At 65.0% G+C, this 22,448-nt stretch carries 16 protein-coding genes; 11 read left to right on the top strand and 5 right to left on the bottom strand.

Annotated elements, in window-relative coordinates:
* Window positions 1–184: 184 nt before the first annotated feature.
* Entirely contained in the window at window positions 185–1,519 is a 1,335-nt protein-coding gene (locus BM190_RS02165; protein WP_092251637.1) for an MFS transporter, read from the bottom strand.
* 146 nt (window positions 1,520–1,665) lie between these two features.
* Between BM190_RS02165 and BM190_RS02160 the strand changes: the two genes are divergently transcribed.
* Genes BM190_RS02160 through BM190_RS02145 form a run of 4 tightly spaced genes read left to right on the top strand, consistent with a single transcriptional unit; the run spans window position 1,666 to window position 6,264 of the window.
* Window positions 1,666–2,319 carry an ABC transporter ATP-binding protein gene (locus tag BM190_RS02160; RefSeq protein ID WP_092251952.1) on the top strand — a complete coding sequence of 218 codons (654 nt, stop codon included), beginning with the start codon at window positions 1,666–1,668 and terminating at the stop codon, window positions 2,317–2,319.
* Window positions 2,316–4,778: an FtsX-like permease family protein gene (locus tag BM190_RS02155; protein ID WP_092251636.1), complete on the top strand. Its 2,463-nt coding sequence runs from the start codon at window positions 2,316–2,318 to the stop codon at window positions 4,776–4,778. Before BM190_RS02160 ends, BM190_RS02155 begins: the two co-directional genes overlap by 4 nt.
* Window positions 4,768–5,850 (top strand): lipocalin-like domain-containing protein, encoded by a 1,083-nt coding sequence (locus tag BM190_RS02150; protein WP_092251635.1) that lies wholly within the window; start codon window positions 4,768–4,770, stop codon window positions 5,848–5,850. Before BM190_RS02155 ends, BM190_RS02150 begins: the two co-directional genes overlap by 11 nt.
* Window positions 5,851–5,877: 27 nt before the next feature.
* A complete protein-coding gene (locus tag BM190_RS02145; RefSeq protein WP_092251634.1) occupies window positions 5,878–6,264 on the top strand; it encodes an MAPEG family protein in 387 nt (128 codons plus the stop codon).
* A 247-nt stretch (window positions 6,265–6,511) separates the two neighbouring features.
* Here BM190_RS02145 and BM190_RS02140 read toward each other — a convergent pair whose 3' ends face one another.
* The 3 genes from BM190_RS02140 to BM190_RS02130 form a co-directional block, all read right to left on the bottom strand.
* Window positions 6,512–7,705 carry an ABC transporter substrate-binding protein gene (locus tag BM190_RS02140; protein WP_092251633.1) on the bottom strand — a complete coding sequence of 398 codons (1,194 nt, stop codon included), beginning with the start codon at window positions 7,703–7,705 and terminating at the stop codon, window positions 6,512–6,514.
* A gap of 335 nt (window positions 7,706–8,040) precedes the next feature.
* Window positions 8,041–11,211 carry an efflux RND transporter permease subunit gene (locus BM190_RS02135; protein ID WP_018316808.1) on the bottom strand — a complete coding sequence of 1,057 codons (3,171 nt, stop codon included), beginning with the start codon at window positions 11,209–11,211 and terminating at the stop codon, window positions 8,041–8,043.
* Entirely contained in the window at window positions 11,208–12,413 is a 1,206-nt protein-coding gene (locus tag BM190_RS02130) for an efflux RND transporter periplasmic adaptor subunit (protein ID WP_177236856.1), read from the bottom strand. Before BM190_RS02130 ends, BM190_RS02135 begins: the two co-directional genes overlap by 4 nt.
* Window positions 12,414–12,997: 584 nt before the next feature.
* On the opposite strand from BM190_RS02130, the gene BM190_RS02120 reads away from it, so the two are divergent.
* The 7 genes from BM190_RS02120 (at window position 12,998) to BM190_RS02090 (ending at window position 21,508) form a co-directional block, all read left to right on the top strand.
* The gene (locus tag BM190_RS02120) at window positions 12,998–14,152 is read left to right on the top strand and encodes an iron-containing alcohol dehydrogenase (protein WP_092251631.1); all 1,155 of its coding nucleotides are present in this window, start codon (window positions 12,998–13,000) and stop codon (window positions 14,150–14,152) included.
* Window positions 14,153–14,170: 18 nt separating this feature from the next.
* The gene (locus tag BM190_RS02115) at window positions 14,171–15,721 is read left to right on the top strand and encodes an AMP-binding protein (RefSeq protein ID WP_092251630.1); all 1,551 of its coding nucleotides are present in this window, start codon (window positions 14,171–14,173) and stop codon (window positions 15,719–15,721) included.
* Between the two features lie 226 nt (window positions 15,722–15,947).
* Entirely contained in the window at window positions 15,948–17,546 is a 1,599-nt protein-coding gene (locus tag BM190_RS02110) for an ABC transporter substrate-binding protein (RefSeq protein WP_092251629.1), read from the top strand.
* A 106-nt stretch (window positions 17,547–17,652) separates the two neighbouring features.
* Window positions 17,653–18,600: an ABC transporter permease gene (locus tag BM190_RS02105; RefSeq protein WP_018316803.1), complete on the top strand. Its 948-nt coding sequence runs from the start codon at window positions 17,653–17,655 to the stop codon at window positions 18,598–18,600.
* 9 nt (window positions 18,601–18,609) lie between these two features.
* Window positions 18,610–19,503, top strand: a complete 894-nt coding sequence (locus BM190_RS02100) for an ABC transporter permease (RefSeq protein ID WP_092251628.1) — start codon at window positions 18,610–18,612, stop codon at window positions 19,501–19,503.
* Window positions 19,503–20,510 (top strand): ABC transporter ATP-binding protein, encoded by a 1,008-nt coding sequence (locus tag BM190_RS02095; protein WP_092251627.1) that lies wholly within the window; start codon window positions 19,503–19,505, stop codon window positions 20,508–20,510. The genes BM190_RS02100 and BM190_RS02095 overlap by 1 nt, the downstream gene beginning before the upstream one ends.
* On the top strand, window positions 20,507–21,508 hold the full coding sequence (locus BM190_RS02090; protein WP_092251626.1) for an ABC transporter ATP-binding protein: 1,002 nt from the start codon (window positions 20,507–20,509) through the stop codon (window positions 21,506–21,508). Before BM190_RS02095 ends, BM190_RS02090 begins: the two co-directional genes overlap by 4 nt.
* On the opposite strand, the gene BM190_RS02085 is transcribed toward BM190_RS02090, so the two are convergent.
* Window positions 21,465–22,250, bottom strand: coding sequence for a hypothetical protein (locus BM190_RS02085; RefSeq protein WP_244550566.1), 786 nt, complete (start codon window positions 22,248–22,250; stop codon window positions 21,465–21,467). The two genes, BM190_RS02090 and BM190_RS02085, sit on opposite strands and share 44 nt — an antisense overlap.
* Window positions 22,251–22,448 lie beyond the last annotated feature (198 nt).

The following is a 22,448-nucleotide window of genomic DNA, read 5'->3' as shown; positions in this document are numbered from 1 at the left end:
GGAAGGTCCGGGACGAGCGTAGCTCGCCCGTAGGTCGGCTCACATGGAGCGCAGCGAAATGTGAGACGGGTGGGGTGACAGTCTCTTCCCAACCAACGGTGCCCGAGCGGAGAGATCACCCCACCCCGCTCGCGCTTCGCGCGATCGACCCTCCCCCTCCAGGGGAGGGTAAAAGAGCAGCCCCTTACGTCGGCGACACCACGCCCTTCAGCGCAGCTGGCTGCGGGGCGGCACCGCGCGTCAGCCTGGCCTTTTCCGAGTTCGGCCACAGCAGCAGCAGGCCGAGCAGGCCGGAGCCGACCATGATCACGGCGTTGATGGTGAAGCCGGCCATGTAGCCATCGACCGTGCTGCCGGCACGCTGGATCATCGCCCCCATCACGGCCGGCGCGATGATGCCGGCCAGCGTGTAGAGCGCACCGTAGATCGCGAGGATCGCGCCGCGCTGCGACGTCGGCGTGAACTCGCCGAGCATCGGCGGGCAGACCACATAGATCGCCCCGCACAGGCCAGAGCCGACCACGAGCAGTGCGATCTGGAGGCCCGCGCCCTGAACGTGCGGCATCGTCGCCAGAATCAACCCGCCGATCACCAGCGGCACCGAACCGAGCACGCCGCGCGCCACGCGGGTGTTGTAGCCGCGCGCCATCATCACCTGCGAGATCCACCCGGTGAGAATGACGATGGTGGCGCCGAACACCCAGGGCAGGATCGAGATGAAGCCGGCCTGGCTCTGCGAGAAGCCGAGCCCCTTGACGATGAACGGCGTGAACCAGGTCAGGCCGAGCGAGAGCGCCCAATAAGCCCCGAAGGTCGCGGCGACGCAGCCGATGAAGGTGCGAGAGGTGAGAAGCTGCAAGTAAGGGATCTTCTGCTCGGTCGCGGCCAGGACCTGCGTGTCCTCCAGCGGGCCTTCCTTGCCGAGCGCAAGCCAGGCACACACCCAGATCAGGCCGACGACGCCGAGCGCGCCGAAGGCGTAGTGCCAGGAATGGTTGACGATGATCCAGTTCAGCGCCGGCACCGCGAGGATCACGCCGAAGGCCGAGCCCTGCGACAGGATCGCGGTCGGCAGCGTGCGCTTCTCGTCGGGGAACCATTTGTAGATGGCGTGCGCGGCGACCGAGAAGGCCGGGCCTTCGCCGGCACCCAGCACGATGCGGCAGATCAGTAGCGTGGTGAAGGAGACGGTGCCAACCATCGGAAACTGCGCCAGCGCCCAGATCACTGCGAGCACGAGCAGCACCCAGCGCGTCGGCACCTTGTTGACGATGAAGCCGACCACGATGGCGGCGATCGAGAACAGGAAGAAGAACGAGGAGCCGAGCAGGCCGAACTGCTCCGGGGTGAGCTTCAGATCGGTCATGATCGGCACGCCGGCGAGACCGACGACGATCTTGTCGGCGAAGTTCACGACCATGAAGAGGAAGAGGAGAAACGTGACGGTCCAGGCGCCCTTTGGCGTTCCCTTGGTCCCGATCGCCTTGCCGGCTACCTCCGTCGTTCCCTCAACGCTCATGATTCTCCCCCGTCGATGTCTTTTGGCACTTTTTTGATTTGGCTGTCTTGGGAGCTAACAACGGCTTCGAGACCAACGCAACCCGGCATTTCCGCAGCAAGTGTGCTACGCAGCGATTCCGCTCATTCCGCCCGGCGCCATTCATCGTGTTGAGCATCAAGAATCTCTCCAAGACCTTCTCCTCGGCCGGCGAGCCGGTCCATGTGCTGCGCGGCGTCGATCTCGACCTCAGGGCCGGCGAACGCGTCGCGCTGACGGGTGAGTCCGGCAGCGGCAAGAGCACATTGTTGCACCTGATCGCGGGACTCGACGCCGCCGATGGCGGCACGATCCGGCTGGAGGACAAAGAGGTCACCGCGCTGTCCGACGCAGGGCGCGCCAGCTTGCGGCGCGACCGGATCGGTCTGGTTTTTCAGCAATTCAACCTGATCCCGAGCCTGTCGGTCGCGGACAATCTGGCCTTTCAGGCGCGGATCGCCGACCGTCACGATGCAGCCTGGACCAAGGAGCTGGTCGAACGGCTCGGGCTCGGCGCTCTCCTGAAGCGCTATCCCGAGCAATTGTCCGGCGGCCAGCAGCAACGGGTCGCGATCGGCCGGGCGCTGGCGACAAGGCCGTCGCTACTGCTGGCGGATGAGCCGACCGGCAATCTCGATGAGGCCACCGCCGAGAACGTGCTGGCGCTGACGCGCGACCTGGTCGCGCGCACCGGCTGCGGCTTCCTGATGGTGACCCATAGCCTGCATCTGGCCGGCACGCTCGACCGCCATCTCACCCTGCATGCGGGGCGGATCGCATGAGACGCGCGCTCTGGGTCCTCGCGGTGCTGCTCAGCCATTGGCGGCGTCACAAGATGCAGTTCGCGACGCTGCTGGTCGGGCTGATCGCGGCGACCGCGCTGTGGAGCGGCGTGCAGGCCATCAACCAGCAGGCCCGCAACGCCTATGACCGCGCGGCGGCGACGTTCGGCGGCGTGCGCACCGCGATGCTGGTGGCGCCCCAGGCAGCGACCTTTCCGCAGGAATTGTTCATCAAGCTCCGCCGCGCCGGCTGGCCGGTGTCGCCGGCGCTGGAGGGCCGGGTCCAGATCAACGGACGCTCGGTGCGGCTGCTCGGGATCGAGCCGGTGACGCTGCCGCTCGAAATCGGCAACGCACCGCGTCTCGGTGCTGCGGATTTAGGCAGCTTTGTTGCACCGCCGGGCCAGACATTGGTGGCACGGGAGACGTTGAGCGACTTGCAGGAAGCAGAAGGCGCGGCGCCCCCGATCAGCAACGGCACAAGATTGCCGCCGCTACGCGTGCTGCCGCAGCTCGCGCCCGGGGTGCTGGTGGTCGATATCGGCGTGGCGCAGCGTCTGCTGAACAAGCCGGATCAGTTGTCGCGGCTTCTGATCGGCAAGCCGAAGAGCAAGCCTGCGCCGCTGGCCAGCGTGGTCGGCGACCGGTTGCAGCTGGTCGAGCCGAACGCGGAGACCGAGCTGGAACGCCTCACCGACAGCTTTCACCTCAATCTCACGGCGTTCGGCTTGTTGTCGTTCTTCGTCGGCCTGTTCATCGTCAACTCGGCTGTCGGCCTCGCCTTCGAGCAGCGGCTGCCGATGTTGCGAACGCTGCGCGCCTGCGGCGCCTCGGCGCGGCTGGTCAACGCCGTGCTGGTGGTCGAGCTCGTGGCGCTGGCGCTGATCGCCGGCCTGATCGGGCTCGTCTGCGGCTATTTCATCGCGGCAGTGCTGCTGCCCGACGTCGCGGCGTCACTACGCGGGCTCTATGGCGCACAGATCCCGGGGCAACTGACCTTACAGCCTGAATGGTGGCTCGCCGGCATCGGCATCAGCATTGCGGGCGCGCTTGTTGCGGCGGCGACCAGCCTGATCAAGGCGATCAGGATGCCTGTGCTGGCGACCGCGCAGCCGCACGCCTGGCAGCAGAGGCAGCGCCGCTGGCTGGTCCTGCAGAGCTGCGCGGCCTGCGCCGTGTTCGCGGTCGCGCTGCTGTTGCTTCAATACGGGCAATCGCTGATCGCGGGCTTTGGCGTGCTGGCGGCGCTGATGTTCGGCGCGGCGCTGATCCTGCCGGCGCTGCTCGAGATCATCCTGCTCGCGGGTCAGCGCGCCGCGAGAAAGCCGCTTGCGCTGTGGTTCTGGGCGGACAGCCGGCAGCAGCTTTCTGGATTGTCGCTCGCGCTGATGGCGCTGCTGCTCGCGCTCGCCGTCAATGTCGGGGTGTCCACCATGGTGGAAACCTTCAGCCGCACCTTCCTCGGCTGGCTGAACGGACGGCTCGCAGCCGACGTCTACATCAGCGCCTCCGACAATGCGCAAGGCGTTGACATCCGCAACTGGCTGCGCGAGCGCAGCGACGTGCAGGCGATCCTGTCGGGCGGCCGCGCCGAGGCGCAGGTTCAGGGCCAACCGGTGGAATTGCTCGGCCTGCCCGACCACGCGCTCTATCGCGAGCGCTGGCCGCTGCTGGAAACTGCGCCGCGCGGCTGGAGCCGGCTCGTGCCGGGCAATGCCGCCTTCATCAGCGAGCAGCTCAGCCGCCGCCTCAACGTCCGCATCGGCGACGTCGTCGAGGTGCCGGCACCTAGCGGGACATGGGAACTCGACATCGTCGGTATCTATGCCGATTACGGCAATCCCAGGGGGCAACTCACCGTCAACGTCGCGGCGCTGATCCGGCAGTTTCCGCAGACGCCACAGACGCGGATCGGCCTGATCGTCGCGAAGGAGAACATTCCCGGCCTGATCGCGGCCTTGCAGAAGCAATTCGCGCTCGACGACCGCAGTGTGGCCGACCAGGCGACGGTGAAGGCGGAATCGATCCGCATTTTCAACCGCACCTTTGCAGTGACCTCGGCGCTGAATGCGTTCACGCTCGGTGTCGCCGGGATCGCGCTGTTCACGAGTCTGCTCACGCTGGCGAACTCCCGCCTGCCGCACCTCGCGCCACTGTGGGCGATCGGCATCACCCGGCCGCGCCTTGCCGCGATCGAATTGACCAAGACGCTGTCGGTGGCGCTGTTCACGGCGCTGCTCGCCGTGCCGCTCGGCCTCCTGGTGGCGTGGTGCCTGATCGCGATCGTGAACGTGAAGGCGTTCGGCTGGCGGCTGCCTTTCCACGTATTCCCGCTGCAGCTGGTTGAGCTGGTCGCGGTCGCGCTGCTCGCGTCGCTGCTTGCGGCGCTGTTGCCGGTGGCACGGCTGGCGCGGATGCAGCCGGAAAATCTCGTCAAGGTGTTTGCCAATGAGCGCTGATCGCATGTCGCGCCGCGCCTTCGCCGGCGGCATCGCCGCGCTGGCCCTCGCACGCCGCGCCAGCGCGCAGGGCTATGCCGGGCTCGGTGAGAAAGCGGATGGCTTTGGGAAGGTGACGCCGGGAAAGCTGTTTGCCTTTCCTGGCGATCACGGGCCGCATCCGGAGTTTCGTATCGAATGGTGGTATCTGACGGCAAACCTCGTCGACGGCAGCGGCGCGGCGTGCGGCCTGCAATGGACGCTGTTCCGTCAGGCGGCGCAGCCGGGCCCGCAAGGCGAAGGCTGGGCCAATCAGCAGGTGTGGATGGCGCACGCCGCGGTGACGCGCGCCGACACCCACCGCTTCAACGAAGTCTTTTCACGCGGCGGCGTGGGGCAGGCCGGCGTCACGGCAAAGCCGTTCGATGCCTGGATCGATGATTGGGAGATGAAGGGTTTTGAGCGCACCGACGATCGCACTTTGGCGCCGGTGGCGCTGAAGGCGTCCAGCACCGATTTCAGCTACGCGCTGACGCTGGAGGCCGACCGGCCGGTCGTCTTACAGGGCGATCGCGGCTACAGCCGCAAGTCGGAGCGTGGGCAGGCGTCCTATTATTACAGCCAGCCGTTCTACCGCGCCCGCGGCACGCTCACCATCGACGACAAACCGGTGGACGTGACGGGCCAGGCCTGGATGGACCGCGAATGGAGCAGCCAGCCGCTCGACGCCGACCAGACCGGCTGGGACTGGCTGTCGCTGCATCTGTCGTCAGGCGACAAGCTGATGCTGTACCGGCTGCGACAGAAGGACGGCAAAGACTATCCGTTCGGCAACTGGATCAACGCTGCCGGCGAAACGCAGATGATCGCGGGCGACGACATTCAGATGATCCCGAAGGCGACGGCGGAGGTTGCGGGACGCAAGCTGCCCGTGGAATGGCAGATCGTGATCCCGTCGCGATCGTTCTCGATCCACTGCAAGCCGCTCAATCCCAGGGCCTGGATGGGGACCGGCTTCTCCTATTGGGAGGGGCCGATCAGCTTTGCCGGGACGCATGATGGCGTTGGCTATCTCGAGCTGACCGGGTATTGAAGCGCGGTCTGTTTGAAGGAACCAGCGATGTATCATTTCACCGCCCTCGTCACGCTGCTGGCGATCGCGTTTTATTTCTTCACCGCCATCAACGTGTCGCGCTCGCGCACCAAGACCGGCGTCAAGGTGCCGGCGATGTCCGGCCATCCGGATTTCGAACGCGCCTTCCGCATCCAGATGAACACGCTGGAATGGATGCCGATTGTCCTGCCGGCGCTCTGGCTGTTCGCGATCTATATCGGCGACGGCACCGCGGCAGCGATCGGCGCGGTCTGGATCATCGGCCGCATCGTCTACTTCATCGGCTATACGAAGGCGGCAGCCAAGCGCGGCACCGGCTTTGCGATCCAGGCGCTCGCCGCCATGGCGCTGTGGGCGGGGGCGCTTGGAGCGGTGGTGTTGCGGATGGTGTGAGGGATGATCTGCAGCCCCACGTTTCGCTGTCGTCCCGGACAAGCGTAGCGAAGCGGAGCGCTGATCCGGGACCCATACTCACAGGGAGAGGTTTGGCGAAGACTCGAAGTTATCAGCCCGCGCGACAACTTCCCCCTGGGGTTATGGGTCCCCGCCTTCGCGGGGACGACAGAGTGTGGCACGAGCGTGGGTCCCGGCTCTGCGCAGCAGCGTTTCACGCTGCAGCGCGTCCGGGACACGAGAGCCGTCACTTCGTCAGCGGGCAGCCGCTTTCCTTGGCGGTGAAGAAGGCCTTGTCGCCGGGGACGGTGGCGAGCAGCTTGTAATAGTCCCAGGGCTTCTTCGATTCCGAGGGTTTCTTGACCTCGAACAGATACATGTCGTGGACCATGCGGCCGTTCTCGAGCACCTTGCCGCCCTGCGCGAAGTCATCGTTGACCGGGAGTTCCTTCAGCTTCTTGGCGACGGCTTCCGGATCCTTGGTGCCGGCGGCCTTGACCGCCTTGAGATAGCTCAGCGTCGCGGAGTAGGTGCCGGCGTGGATCATGCTCGGCATCCGGCCGGTGCGCTTGAGGAAGCGTTCGCCGAGATTGCGGGTCTTGTCATTGAGATCCCAGTAATAGCCCTCGGTCAGCACCAGGCCTTGCGCGGCCTGCAGGCCGAGGCCGTTCACTTCGGCAAGCGTCATCAAGAGGCCGGCAAGCTTCTGCCCGCTGGCGACGATGCCGAACTCGGACGCCTGCTTGATCGAGTTGGTGGTGTCGAGGCCGGCATTGGCGAGACCGACGATCTTCGCCTTCGAGCTCTGCGCCTGCAGCAGGAAGGAGGAGAAGTCCGACGAGTTGAGCGGCACGCGCACCGAGCCGACCACCTTGCCGCCATTGGCGGTGACAATCTCGCTGGTGTCCTTCTCCAGCGCGTAGCCGAAGGCGTAGTCCGCGGTGAGGAAGAACCAGGTGTCGCCGCCGGCCTTGGTCAGCGCACCACCGGTGCCGACGCCGAGCGCGCGGGTGTCGTAAGCCCAGTGGAAGCCGTAGGGCTGGCACGCATCGCCGGTGAGTCGCGAGGTCGCCGCGCCGACGACGATGTCGATCTTCTTCTTTTCCTTGGAGAGCTCGTGGATCGCGAGCGCGACCGAGGAGGTCGTCAGCTCCGTGATCATGTCGACGTTCTCGACGTCGTACCAGCGCCGCGCGATCGAGCTCGCGAGGTCAGGCTTGTTCTGGTGGTCGGCGGTGACGAGCTCGATCTTCTGGCCGAGCACCTCGCCGCCAAAATCCTCGATCGCCATCCTGGCCGCCTCGACCGACCATTTGCCGCCGTAATCGGCATAGACGCCGGATTGGTCGTTGAGGATGCCGATCTTGACGCCTTGCGCGGAGGCCGGCGCCGCCAGCACCAGAGCAGAGGTTGCGACGGCGGCCAAAAGTCCTGATTTCATCTGTTAGCTCCCAGCAGTTTTCTGTTTTGAAATCGCGCGGATACTAGTGAAGAACCCCGCGCCTGCCCATCCATTTCAAGTTGGTCGTTAGTATGGGCGTGTGCCAATTGGCATCGCGGGTGGCGCGACAAAATGAGCTGTCGTCCCGGACGAGCGAAGCGAAGATCCGGGATCCCGGCGCGAGCGCTTGCGCTCGTCGCCATAACCACAGGGAGAGGTTTGGGGCGAACCTCGCAGCTCCGAGTCTTCGCCAAACTGCTCCCTGTGGCTATGGATCCCCGCTTTCGCGGGGACGACACTGGGAGTGAGGGGACGCAAGTGGCCGCCACCGACAACTAGGGGCCCGCCACCTGCGGCTTCTTCCCCTCATTCCGCCCTTCCGCCAGGTTCCGCACCACCACGTAGAAGATCGGCGTGAACAACAGGCCGAACAGGGTGACGCCGATCATGCCGAAGAACACGGCGACGCCGACGGCCTGCCGCATCTCCGAGCCGGAGCCGCTCGATATCACCAATGGCAGCACGCCGAGGATGAAGGCGAAGGACGTCATCAGGATCGGTCGCAGGCGCAAGCGGCAGGCGTCGATCACCGCCTCCAGCCGCGGCTTGCCCTCGTTCTCGATGTCGCGCGCGAACTCGACGATCAGAATCGCGTTCTTGGCCGCCAGCCCCACCAGCACGACGAAGCCGATCTGGGTGAGGATGTTGACGTCCTGGCCCATGATGCGCACGCCGATGGTGGCAGCGAGCAGGCACATCGGCACGATCAAAATCACCGCGAACGGCAGGGTCCAGCTGCCATATTGCGCAGCGAGCACGAGGTAGACGAACAGCACGCAGATCGGGAACACGTAGAGGCCGGCATTGCCGCCGGTGATCTGCTGATAGGACAGATCGGTCCATTCGAAGGTGAAACCGCTCGGCAAGGTGTCGTCCGCCAGCTTCTTGATGGTGTTGAGCGCCGTGGTCGAGCTGGTGCCCGGTGCCGGCTCGCCTTGGAGCTCGGACGCCGCATAGAGATTGTAGCGCGCGACGCGGTCGGGACCCGAGACGTCCCTGAACTCGACCACGCTGCCGAGCATCACCATGTCGCCGGCGGCGTTGCGCGTGCGCAGGCGTGCGAGGTCGCTGGGCTCTTTCCGGAACGGGAAGTCGGCCTGCGCGGTGACGTGATAGGTGCGGCCGAACAGGTTGAAGTCGTTGACATAGGTCGATCCGAAATAGCTCTGGATCGTGTCGTTGATATTGGAGATGGGAACGCCGAGCTTCTGCGCCTTGGTGCGGTCGATGTCGACGAAGAGCTGCGGCGTGTTGGCCGAGAACGGCGAGAACACCGTGGGGCCGAGCAGCGACGGCGATTTGCGCGCCGCGGCGACCAGCTCGTCGGTGGCCGCGGCGAGCAACTCAGGCCCGCGGCCCTGACGGTCCTGGATGCGGATGGTAAAGCCGCCGCCGGTGCCGATGCCAGGCACGGCCGGCGGCGGAATCACGATGATGAAGGCGCCCTGGATCGCCTGCAGCCGCTTGCGCAGCTCGCCGGTGATGGCGTTGGCCGTCAATCCTTTCTTGATCCGCGCCTCCGGTTCATCGAACACCGGGAACAGCGCCGCGGCATTACCCGCCTGCGTGCGCGTCGCGCCGGAAAAGCCGGCAAAGGCCGCGACGCGGACGATGCCAGGCGTGTCCAGCGCGATCCGCTCGATCTCGCGCACGACCTCGGTGGTGCGGGCCAGCGATGCCGCTCCGGGCAATTGCACGGAGACGATGACATAACCGCGGTCCTGCGCGGGGATGAAGCCCTGCGGGGTCGTCACGATCAGCCAGCCGGCGCTGCCGATCAGCGCGACGTAGATCAGGATCATCACCACCGCATGGCGGATGACGAAATCGGCGAGGCCGGCATAGCCATGCGCCAGCCGGTCGAACACACGGTTGAAGACCGCGGTGAAGGCGCCCCACGCCCGCGCGATGACATTCCAGCTTGCCGGCGGCCGCTTCTCCTCGTGCGGCACCAGGATCTGCGAGGCCAGCGCCGGCGACAGCGTCAGCGAGCAGAAGCAGGAGATCGCCGTCGCGACCGCAATGGTGACGGCGAATTGCTGGAAGAACTGCCCGGAAATACCGCCCAGAAACGCGGTCGGGACGAACACCGCGCAGAGCACCAGCGCGATCGAGACCAGCGCGCCGCCGACCTCCTCCATGGTCTTGAGCGCGGCGTCGCGCCGGCTCATGCCGTGCTCGAGATGGCGCTCGACGTTCTCGACCACCACGATGGCATCGTCGACCACGATGCCGACCGCGAGGACGAGACCGAACAAAGTGAGATTGTTGATCGAGAAGCCCAGCGCCGCCATCACCGCGAAGGTGCCGACCAGCGACACCGGGATCGCGATGATCGGAATGATCGCGGGCCGCCAGCCCTGCAGGAACACCAGCACGACGATGACCACGAGCAGCATCGCCTCGTAGATGGTCTTGATCAGCTCGTGGACGGACTGGGCGATGAACTCGGTCGGGTTATAGCCGATATTGTAGTCGAGGCCTTTCGGGAAGCTCTCCTTGAGCCTCGTCATGGTATCGGAGATGTTCTTTGCCGTCGCGAGCGCGTTCGATCCCGGTCGCTGCGTCACCAGCATGGCGACCGCGGATTTGCGCAGCAGGAAGCTGTTGGTGCTGTAGGCGAGCGCACCGAGCTCGATGCGGGCGACGTCACGCAACCGCACCACGCGGCCGTCGGAGCCGGCCTTGATCAGGATGTCCTCGAACTGCTTCTGGTCCTTCAGGCGCCCGGTGAAGGTGAGGTTCGGCTGGAAGGCGCGATCGGCGATCGGCGGCTCGGCGATCTGGCCGCCCGCAATCTGCACATTCTGGGCGCGGATCGCGGCCAGAACCTCGGCCGAGGTCAGGCCGAGATTGGCAATTCTATCGGGGTCGAGCCACAGCCGCATCGAATAGTCGCGCGCGCCGAAGATCTGGATGTCGCCGACGCCGTCGAGGCGCAAGAGCTGGTCGCGGACCTGGAGCAGCGCGTAGTTGGAGATGTAGAGCTGGTCGAAGGTGTCGTCCGGCGACAGCATGAACACGACCATCAGGATGTCGGGCGAGTTCTTGCGGGTGGTGACGCCGTTGCGCTGGACCTCCTCGGGCAGGCGTGGCTGCGCGATCGCGACGCGGTTCTGCACCAGCACCTGGGCCTTGTCGAGATCGGTGCCGAGCTTGAAGGTGACGGTGATGGTGAGCTGGCCGTTCGAGGTTGCCTGGCTGTAGAGATACAGCATGTCCTCGACGCCGTTGATCTCCTGCTCGATCGGAGCTGCGACCGTGTCGGAAACGGTCTGCGCGGAAGCGCCGGGATATTGCGTGGTGACGACGACGGTCGGCGGCACCACTTGCGGATATTCGGAGACCGGCAGCGTGGTGTAGGCGATCGCGCCGACGATCAGGAGAACGATCGACAGCACCATCGCCAGGATGGGCTGGTTGATGGAGAGACGGCCGAGATTCATGACTTGCCACCGGCCGGGGCTTGCGCAGTCTGCGGGGCAACCTTGGCGCCGACTCGGGCACGCTGGATGCCGTTGACGATGACGCGGTCCTCGGCCTTCAATCCTTCGCGGATCACACGCAGGCCGTCATCGAGCGGCCCGAGCACCACGGGACGCGCCTCGACGGTGTCGTCGGGTTTCACCACGAACACGATCTTGCGGGACTGGTCGGTCGCGACGGCAGCATCCGGAATAAGCAACGCCTCATAGGGCGCGCTGCCGATCAGCCTGACACGCCCGAACTGGCCCGGCAGGATCGACAGATCGGTATTCTTGACCACGGCGCGGCTGCGTAGCGTGCCGGTCGAGACGTCGAGCCGGTTGTCGAGGAAGTTGATGGTGCCTTCATGCGACGGCTTGGTTTCGCCGGCCAGCGTCACCTGCACCGGGTTCGCCGTATCGCGCGAGCTCGGACGCCGCCCCTCGAACCACAGCTTGCTGTATTTGATGAAAGTCGCCTCATCCATGTCGAAATAGACGTAGATCGGGTCGAGCGTGACGATCGAGGTCAGGAGGGTCGAAGAGCCATTGTCGCTGCCCTGCACGAGATTGCCGGGGCTGACGAGATGGCGGCTAACGCGGCCGGTCAACGGCGCCGCCACATGGGTGAATTCGATGTTCAATCTGGCGGCTTTCAGCGCGCCTTCAGCCTGCACCTCCGCCGCATGCGCAGCTTGCAGGGCCTGGCGGCGCTGGTCGACGACCTGCTCGGAGACGGCGCTGGTCTGCACCAGGCTGAGGCCGCGGTCGAGCTCGCGCTTGGCAAGCTCCACCTTGGCGCGGGCATCCGACAGCTGCCCTTCCGCCTGCGTGGCCACCGCCTCGAACGGACGCGGGTCGATCACGTAGAGCAGGTCGCCCTGACGCACGATGGCGCCGTCCTGGAATTCGACCGAGTTGACGAAGCCGCCGACGCGCGGGCGCACCTGCACTTCCTCCACCGCCTCAAAGCGGCCGGTGAACTCGTCCCAATCGGTAACGGTGCGCTTGACCGGCTGGGCGACCGTCACGGGCGCCGGCGGCGGGGCAGCGCCTTGCGAGGCGGGCTGCCCGCAACCAGTGAGCGCGAATGAAGCGACGAGGAGACCCGCTAGTGCGCAATGCCGCGGCTGGACGAATTCGTGCTTTTTGACAAGTCGCTCGCTTCCATCCGGTCCAGCCATCCCAGGTCCTCGCATCGTCCGCATGTCAAAAGCCGCGGAAAAAGCAGGGTAGGCATTTACCCGCGGGCGTCCCAAGATGGGTGGAGTTGATGACCACTTCAAGACCAAAGCGCGTGCAGGGCTTCCGAGCGCGCCCTGACCGGATGGCGGGTTGACAGGGGGTGAGTGGAGCTCTCTCGCGCGATACGAGACCGGTGACGAAGGCACGACGCCACCCTCCCCTGGGTAGGGCTATCGCGTATGGATTTCGTGAGGGCCGCGGGCTTGCTCCGCCTCTCCCGCTTGCGGGAGAGGCCGACGCGCTCGCAGAGCGCGGCGGGTGAGGGTTGTCACCACTCGGGGACATCGTCCGCAATTCTCAACAATCCCAATGCGGAGACAGCCCCCACCCCAGCCCTCCCCCGCAAGCGGGAGAGGGAGCCGACTGCCAATGCCGCCGCATCGTGCACACCATATGCGATCGCCCTACTCTCCTGGAGGGAGGGTAAGAGAGAGAGAGAGCCAGCGCCTTCGCACATGACGAACGCCATCCGCTCGGCTAGATTGCCCTTACAAAACAAGACGAATTGTCCGGGAGGACAGGCGTGCACCAGGGACGTGTCGTTTTCGGCGCGATCGAGGAGGTCGTGTTCGGCCATGCTGCAACTGAGGCCATCGTCGCGCAGATGGACCGGCTGGGAACGCGCCGCGCCTTCCTGATGGTTTCGGGCACGCTGAACCGGCAGACCGACGAAATCAGCAAGATCAAGGAAGCTCTGGGACCACGCTGCGCCGGCCTGTTCGATGCCATGCCGGCGCACACGCCGCGCGAGGCGGTGATCGCGGCAACCAACGCGGCGCGCGAGGCCGGCGCCGATTTGATCGTCACCGTCGGCGGCGGCTCGATCACCGACGGCGCCAAGGCGGTGCAGCTTTGTCTCGCCAATGGCATCAACGACATCGCCGACATCGATCGCATCCGCGTGCACAAGGGCGTCGCACCGGAGATGACGGCGCCGACGGTGCGCCAGGTCAGCGTGCCCACCACGATCGCCGGCGGCGAGTTCAGCTCAATCGCGGGGGTTACCGACCTCAGCACCCATGTGAAGCAGATGCTGCGGCATCCGCTCAGCGTTCCGCGTGCGACCATTCTCGACCCCGCCATCACCGTGCACACGCCGGAATGGCTGTTTCTGTCGACCGGCATCCGCGCCATCGACCATTGCGTCGAAGCGATCTGCTCGCGCGAGACGCATCCCTATGCCGACGCGCAAGCGGTGAAGGGCCTCGCCATGCTCGCCGACGCGCTGCCGCGGGTGAAAGCCGACCCCGCCGATCTCGACGCGCGGATGGATGCGCAGATCGGCACCTGGCTGTCGATGGGCGCGCTCGCGGCCGGCGTTCCCATGGGCGCGAGCCACGGCATCGGCTACGTGCTGGGCGCGGCCTTCGACGTGCCGCACGGCTACACGTCCTGCATCATGCTGCCGGCGGTGATGCGCTGGAACGCGAGGGACAACGCCGAGCGCCAGATGATTGTCGCCGCTGCCATGGGCTATCCCGGCCACAACGCCGCCGACGTGCTCGATGCCTTCATCCGCTCGCTCGGCATGCCGCGCAGCCTCGCGGAGGTGCGTGTATCGCCCGAGCATTTCGAGACAATCGCCGAGCAGGCGATGCGCACCAACTGGATCCCGCGCAACCCGCGCAAGATCGAAGGCCCGGCGCAGGTGCGCGAAATCCTGCTTCTCGCCGCATAATCCAAAGCCGGAGGATAGATGTACCCAGGTCAGCATGCCCGCCTACGCCCGCTGCAGCCCGCCTTCATCATGGCGGCCACAGGCGAGGCCGTCACCTATCGCGAGCTCGATGCGCGCAGCAACCGGCTGGCCCATCTGTTCCGCCAGCACGGCTTGAAGCGGCTCGACCATTACTCGATCTTCATGGAGAACAATTCGCGCTATCTGGAGGCCTGCGGCGCCGGCGAACGCTCCGGGCTGTACTACACCTGCATCAACTCCTTCCTGACGCCAGGCGAGCTCGCTTATTTGCTCGTCAACAGCCAGTCGAAGATCCTGATCACCTCGGTGGCGAAGCTCGACATCGCCCGCGAGGCGATCAAGGCCTGCCCCGATATCAAGCTCTGCATCGTCGCCGACGGCCCGGGCGAGAGCGAGCGCATCGTCGGACTTGCGGACGTGACCGCGGATATGCCGGCGACACCGATCGCGGACGAGTGGCTCGGCACGGCCATGCTCTATTCGTCCGGCACGACGGGACGGCCGAAAGGCATTCTGCGGCCGCTGCCGGAGGAGCCGCCGAAGCATAATCTGCCGCTGTTCGATTTCCTGACCAAGCTCTGGCACTACCGCGAGGGCATGGTTTACCTCTCGCCGGCCCCGCTCTATCACTCGGCGCCGCAGGCGGCCGTGAACCTCACGATCCGCATGGGCGGCACCGTGATCATCATGGAGAGCTTCGATCCCGAGCGTTACCTCGAGCTCGTCCAGCGGTGGGGTATCACCCACACCCAGCTGGTGCCGACCATGTTCTCGCGCATGCTGAAGTTGCCGGAGAAGGTGCGCAAGCGCTACGACCTGTCCTCGCTGGAGATCGCGATCCACGCCGCCGCGCCCTGCCCCGCTCTGGTCAAGGACGACATCATCAAATGGTGGGGCCCGATCATCCACGAATATTACGGCGCCACCGAAGGCCTCGGCTTTACCGCCTGCAACAGCGAGGAATGGCTTAGCCATCGCGGCACCGTCGGCAAGGTGCTGCTCGGCGACCTCCACATCCTCGACGAGAACATGCGGGAATGCCCGACCGGAACCCCGGGCCAGGTCTGGTTCAAGACCGCCTCGCCGTTCGAATATTTCAACGATCCGGAGAAGACCAAGGAGGCGCGTTCGGCCGACGGCAGCATGAGCACGGTCGGCGATGTCGGCTATGTCGACGCCGACCGGTTTCTCTACCTCACCGATCGCGCCACCTTCATGATCATCTCCGGTGGCGTGAACATCTACCCGCAGGAATGCGAGAATTTGCTGATCACCCATCCCAAGGTCGCCGATGCCGCGGTGTTCGGCGTCCCCAATCCCGATCTCGGCGAAGAAGTGAAGGCGGTGGTGCAGCCGATGCCTGATGTCGTGCCGGACGAGGCCCTCGCCGAAGAGCTGATCGCATTCTGCGCAAAATCGCTGTCACGGCAGAAGGTGCCGCGCTCGGTCGATTTCGAGAAGGAATTGCCGCGGCTGCCGACCGGGAAGTTGTACAAGCGGCTGCTGCGGGACCGGTATTGGGGGAACAAGGCGTCGCGGATCGTGTGAGGGCGCGGCGGCGAGCTTGTTGATACGATTGCGCGCAACGCCAGCACCGGAACCATCTCTTCGCACCTGCACTCTCATATCGTGAGCATGAAGACCTGCGGCCTTCGGTCATCCGAATTGTCGAGGCGGCATGCGGCCTTACCGGTTGCCTCCCTCGACTCGCGTGCTATCGTCGCGACAAACAGGCCGCAAAGGCCAAAAAGACTGATGTCCAGGGAGGATGAGCATGCGGAGCGTGTGGGCGCTCGCCGCAATGGCGGCGCTATCTGTGCTGACGGCCTCAACCACCACGCTCGCCGGCGAGCCCAAGCAGGGCGGGACCTTGCGGATGTATCACCGCGACAGTCCGGCAAACGCGTCGATCCTCGAGGGCGCGACCTATTCGGTCAACGTGCCGTTCATGGGCGTCTTCAATAACCTCGTCATTTATGACCAGCACATCGCGCAGAACAGTCCTGAGACCCTCCGGCCCGAACTGGCTGAAAGCTGGTCCTGGGGCAACGACAACAAGAAGCTGACGTTCAAGCTGCGCCAGGGTGTCAAATGGCATGACGGCAAGCCTTTCACATCGGCCGACGTCAAATGCACATTCGATCTCCTGATGGGCAAATCGCAGCAGAAGCTTCGGCAGAATCCGCGCAAAGCCTGGTACAACGAAGTCAACGAGATCACGACGAGCGGCGATTTCGAGGTCTCCTTCGACCTGAAGCGGCCGCAACCCTCGCTGCTCGCGATGCTGGCGTCCGGCTATACGCCGATCTATCCCTGCCACGTCTCGCCCGCGGACATGCGCACCCATCCGGTCGGAACCGGACCGTTCAAGTTCGTCGAGTTCAAGGCCAATGAATCGATCAAGCTGACGCGAAATCCGGACTATTGGAAAAAGGGCCTGCCCTATCTCGACGGCATCGAATACACGATCATCACGAACCGCTCGACCGCGATTCTCGCTTTCGTCGCCGGCAAGTTCGACATGACCTTCCCGACGCACATCACGATCCCGCTCCTGAAGGACATCAAGTCGCAGGCGCCGAACGCGACCTGCGTCGTCGAGCCGACCAACGTTTCGACCAACATCATCGTCAATTCGACGTCCGCGCCGTTCGACAACATCGATATTCGCCGGGCGGTGGCACTTGCGCTCGATCGCAAGGCCTTCGTCGACATCCTGTTCGAAGGCCAGGCCGATATCGGCGGCACCATGCTGCCACCGCCTCAGGGCATCTGGGGCATGCCCAAGGACAAGCTCGAGACCATTCCGGGCTACGGCCGGGACGTGAACGCGAATCGGGAAGAGGCAAAGAAGCTGATGCAGAAGGCGGGCTACGGTCCTGACAAGCATCTCGCGGTGAAGGTCTCGACGCGCAATCTGGCGGAATATCGCGACCCCGCCGTCATCCTGATCGACCAGCTCAAGAGCATCTATATCGACGGCGAGCTCGACGTCGTGGAAACCGCGAACTGGTTCCCGAAAGTCGCGCGCAAGGATTACATGCTGGGCCTCAACCTGACCGGCAACTCCGTCGACGACCCCGATCAGTCCTTTTACGAAAACTATTCCTGCGGGTCGGAGCGGAACTACACCAATTACTGCAACAAGGAGATCGAGAAGCTGTTCGACGTGCAGTCGCAGGAGACCGACGCCAGCAAGCGCAAGCCGCTGGTGTGGGACATCGACAAGAAGCTGCAGGAGGACGTTGCCCGTCCGATCATCTTCCACGCACGGGCCGGCACCTGCTGGCAGCCCTACGTCAAGGGCATCACGATCATGTCGAACAGCTCCTATAACGGCTTTCGCTACGAGGACGCGTGGCTCGACAAGTAGCGCGGCAGGCTGAAGGCTTCGGGATTTTGGTTTTGAGCATGATCTTGTCGGAAAACCGCTGCGCACCTTTCCGGATCATGCTCTAGCGGCTCGCGGAGGGCGAAGGATGTTTGCCTATCTGGTGCGACGCCTGTTCCTGATGCTCGTGACCCTGTTTGGGATCTCGGTCGTCATCTTCGTCCTGCTGCGCATCGTGCCCGGTAACATCGTCGACATCCTGTTCGCAGCCGCCGGCTATGTCGATCCCGCCGACAAGGCCAATCTGGAGAAGGAGCTCGGCATCGACCAGCCGCTGATCGTGCAATATTGGCATTGGATCAGCGGTTTTCTGCACGGCGACTTCGGCTACTCCTACGTCTCCGAAAAGCCCGCGCTGCAGGAGATATTGCCGCGGATTCCGATCACGGCAAAGCTAGCCGGCCTCGCGCTGCTATTCTCGGCCTCGATCGGTATTCCGCTCGGCGTCATCAGCGCGGTGAAGCAGGGCACACGGCTGGATTACGCATTGCGTGTCGTCAGCTTGAGCGGCTTGTCGCTGCCCTCGTTCTGGCTCGGCCTGCTCATCCTGACTGCGTCGGTGGCGATGTTCGGCCAGATGCCGATCTTCAATCCAAACCCGAAGACCTGGCTTGAGGCGTTCGCCACCTACGCCGTGCCGGCCGCCGCGGTCGGTTTCCGCAGCGCCGCGCTGACCATGCGCATCACGCGATCCTCGATGCTGGAGGTGCTGCGGCAGGACTACATCCGCACCGCGCGCGCCAAGGGCGCCTCCGATGCCGCCGTGAACTATCACCACGCGCTGAAGAACGCGATCCTTCCGGTGATCACCGTGATCGGCATCGAGGCTGCGTTCCTGATCGGCGGCCTCATCGTCACCGAGACGGTGTTCAACATCCCCGGCGTCGCCCGCTTCCTGGTCGAGGCGATCCGCTGGCGCGACTATCCGATCGTGCAGAACCTCGTGATGCTGATCGCCGTCGTGGTGGTGAGCGCGAATTTCATCGTCGACATGCTCTACGCCGTGTTCGATCCGCGCATCAGGTACACGGATTAGGAGATCAATTTGGCCACGATCGACTTCGACGTTGAACTGAGGCGGGCCGGCGCGCATGCGACCGGGGGCTGGCGCCGCGTACTGTTTTTGGCACAGCGGCATGTGCTGGGCGCCGCGGGCCTCGTCATCATGACCGTGTTCGTATTCACGGCCGTCTTCGCCGATTTCATCGCGCGCTACGATCCCCTGTCGATTGATTCGGCCCGCGCTCTCGCCCGCCCGAGCCTGGCGCACTGGATGGGAACGGACTCCTTCGGCCGTGACGTGTTCAGCCGCATCATCCACGGCGCGCGGATCTCGCTGGCGGTTGGGATCGGCTCGACCGCGCTTGGCGGCACGATCGGCGTCATCGTCGGCCTCACCTCCGGCTATCTCTCCGGCTGGGTCGATCTCGTGTTCCAGCGCGTCTCCGACGTCCTCCAGGCGCTGCCGCTGCTGGTCCTGGCGCTGGTGATGACGGCGGCACTGGGCCCATCGCTGCCGAACGTGATCATTGCGATTGCCATTCCGCTGATCCCGACGGTCGCGCGTGTCATCCGCGCCAACACGCTGGCGCTGCGCGAACTCCCCTTTATCGAAGCCGCCAAGTCGATCGGCATGAGCGAAGTGCGCATCGCGCTCCGCCACGTGCTGCCGAACACGCTGGCGCCGCTGATCGTACTCGCGACCGCCCAGCTCGGCTCGACCATCCTCACCGAGGCCTCGCTCTCCTTCCTCGGCCTCGGCATTCCCGAGCCTTATCCATCCTGGGGCCGCATGCTCTCGGAGTCGGCCGCCGAATATGTCCGCACCGCGCCGTGGCTGGTGATCTTCCCGGGCATCGCGATCAGCCTCGCCGTGTTCGGCGCCAATTTGTTCGGCGACGCCTTGCGCGACATTCTTGATCCGAGGCAACGCGGCTGATGGCTGACAAACCCGACCTCGTGCTCGATGTGAAGAACCTGAAAACGGTATTCTTCACCAATTCCGGCCTGTTCAAAGCGGTCGACGACGTCTCCTTTACCGTGAAGCGCGGCGAGACGCTGGCGATCGTCGGCGAATCCGGCTGCGGCAAGAGCGTCACCGCGCTGTCGCTGATGCGGCTGGTGCCCGACCCGCCCGGCCGCATCGTCGGCGGCTCCGTCTCGCTCGAAGGCACCGACCTGCTGGCGCTGGACGAGGCGGAGATGCGTGCCATCAGGGGCAACCGCATCTCGATGATCTTCCAGGAGCCGATGACCTCGCTCAATCCGGTGATGCGGATCGGCGACCAGATCGTCGAGGCGGTGCGGCTGCACCGGAACATCCCGGCCAAAGAGGCCCAGAATATCGCCGTCGAGATGCTGCGCCTGGTCCGCATTCCCGAGCCGGCGCGACGCGCGAAGGAATATCCGCATCAACTCTCCGGCGGCATGCGCCAGCGCGCGATGATCGCGATGGCGCTGGCCTGCCGACCGGCGCTGCTGATCGCTGACGAGCCAACCACGGCGCTCGACGTCACCATCCAGGCGCAGATTCTGGCGCTGATCCTCGATCTGCAGAAGGAGCTCGGCACCGGACTCGTGCTGATCACGCATGATCTTGGCGTGGTCGCGCAGACGGCGCAGCGCGTGATCGTGATGTATGCGGGCCGCAAGGTCGAGGAAGCCAGCGTCGAAGCGCTGTTCGCCGCACCAAAACATCCCTACACGCGCGGGCTCATGGCTTCGATCCCGGCCGTGCCGGCCGCCGGCGTCGCGGCGCAGGCGCGGCTGAACGAAATTCCCGGCACCGTGCCGTCGCTGGTGCGGCTGCCGAAGGGTTGCGCCTTCGCGCCGCGCTGCAAGCTGGCGATCAAGCGCTGCGAGGCTGAATATCCGCCGCTGGCGGATTGGGGCGGCGGACATCTTGCCGCCTGCTGGCGTGCTGAAGAAGTCGCGGAGGTGGCATGAGCGACGTTCTGCTCGAAGTCACCAACCTCAAGAAGCACTATCCTGTGCGCGCCGGCGTGCTGCGCCGGCAGGTCGGCACCGTGCACTCGGTCGACGGCGTCTCGTTCTCGCTGCATGCCGGCGAGACACTCGGGCTCGTCGGCGAGTCCGGTTGCGGCAAGTCGACGGTGGCGCGCAGCGTGTTGCGGCTGGTCGAGCCGACCTCGGGCCAGATTCACCTCGACGGCGAGGATATCACCCATCTGTCTAAGGCAGCACTGCGCCCGCACCGGCGCTCGATGCAGATCGTCTTCCAGGACCCGTTCGCCTCGCTCAATCCGCGCATGACCGCCGGCGACATCGTTGGCGAGCCGCTTGCGGTGCACGGGCTCGCCAGCGGCAAGGAACTGGAGGCGCGGGTCGCAACGCTGTTCGAGCAGGTGGGCTTGCGAGCCGACCAGATGGACAACTTCCCGCATCAATTCTCCGGCGGCCAGCGCCAGCGCATCTGCATCGCGCGCGCACTGGCGCTGGAGCCGCGCCTGATCGTCTGCGACGAGCCGGTCTCCGCGCTCGACGTCTCGATCCAGGCGCAGGTGATCAACCTGCTGATCGACCTGCAGCGCCAGCACGGCTTCTCCTATCTGTTCATCGCGCACGACCTCGCCGTGGTCGCGCACATCAGCCACCGCGTCGCCGTGATGTATCTCGGCCGCATCGTCGAGATCGCGGGCAAGGACGATCTGTTCCGCAATCCGCGCCATCCCTACACGCAGGCCCTGCTCGCCTCAGTTCCGGTCGCAAATCCGCTCGCGAAGAAGCTCGCGCCGCTGGTCGACGGCGATGTGCCGAGCCCGGTCAATCCACCCTCAGGCTGCGCGTTTCACACCCGCTGCCGATTTGCGATGGAGCGTTGCAAGGCGGAGCGGCCGGCGCTGCTGGACGCGGGCGACGGGCATCAGGTGGCGTGTCTGCTCAATGAGGGCACGGGGCGGAGCCAGCTGGCGCCAACGACCTGATCACCGGCCACGCCGCCAAGGCAGCAGCGACATGCTTGAGCGTGTGGCCCGAGACGATATGCCCTGTCGCTTCGAAAATGAGCGCGTCACCGAGTTCGAAAAGCTTCGCCAGCACATAAAAGAAGATCACGCCGCCCAGCTGCACGCCGAGCGCGCCAGGCCGCGGCCGCGTCAACGCCAGTCCCACGGCAAGTGCCATGCCGCCGAACTGCACAACCACCCATGGCGTGAGATTCTCGCGTGCCACCCAGGCAGCAAGCAAGCCCGCAACCATCATCAGCACCAACACCGCCTCGCCGGCACGCACGCTAATGCGCTCACTGGCCGCGATGCCCAGAAAGCCCGCGAATGCCACGGCCATGCCGAGACGATCAGCCACGAGCCGTTGCGGCATGTCGGGGTCCAGATGATAGAACCCTGAGCCCAGGCAGGTGAGGATCAAGCCGACGAAAAACCAGCTTGCACCCACGGGCGCATCATGGCGGGCGCGGATCCGCTCCGAGCCCCAGACGCCCATCGCGAGAAAGGCGAGATTGCTCAGCACATCGCCTGCGTTGGGCACGCCGAGCCAGGTGCGACTGTCGACGAAGTGCGGGATGTGCCAAGCGGCGGCGGGCAGCGCGGGGGCGAGGAGCGCCGACAGCGTCAGAACGCAGAGGGCCCCAATCAGGTATCTCTCGCGGAGTTGTGGGGCGGCGGGATACCGACGGGAGCGTCGGATTGGTCGCTTGGGCGGGATCATTGACGCGCAACATGCCGGCTCCAAAATTGAACAAGGTTCATTATTTGTAGCTGGAAAATGAACGACGTTCAAATTGAATTTCCCCCTTGCGCCAATACGCAATTAAGCAACTGAATTAATAAGGGAATTTTTATCGCACGCGAGATGCCGTAGGGTGGGCAAAGCGGAGCGTGCCCACGACTTTTCTGCGATTAGCGC

This window comes from Bradyrhizobium sp. Rc3b (assembly GCF_900114915.1).
In the GTDB taxonomy this organism is placed as follows: Bacteria; Pseudomonadota; Alphaproteobacteria; order Rhizobiales; family Xanthobacteraceae; genus Bradyrhizobium.
This window is presented reverse-complemented; position numbering and strand designations above follow the sequence as displayed.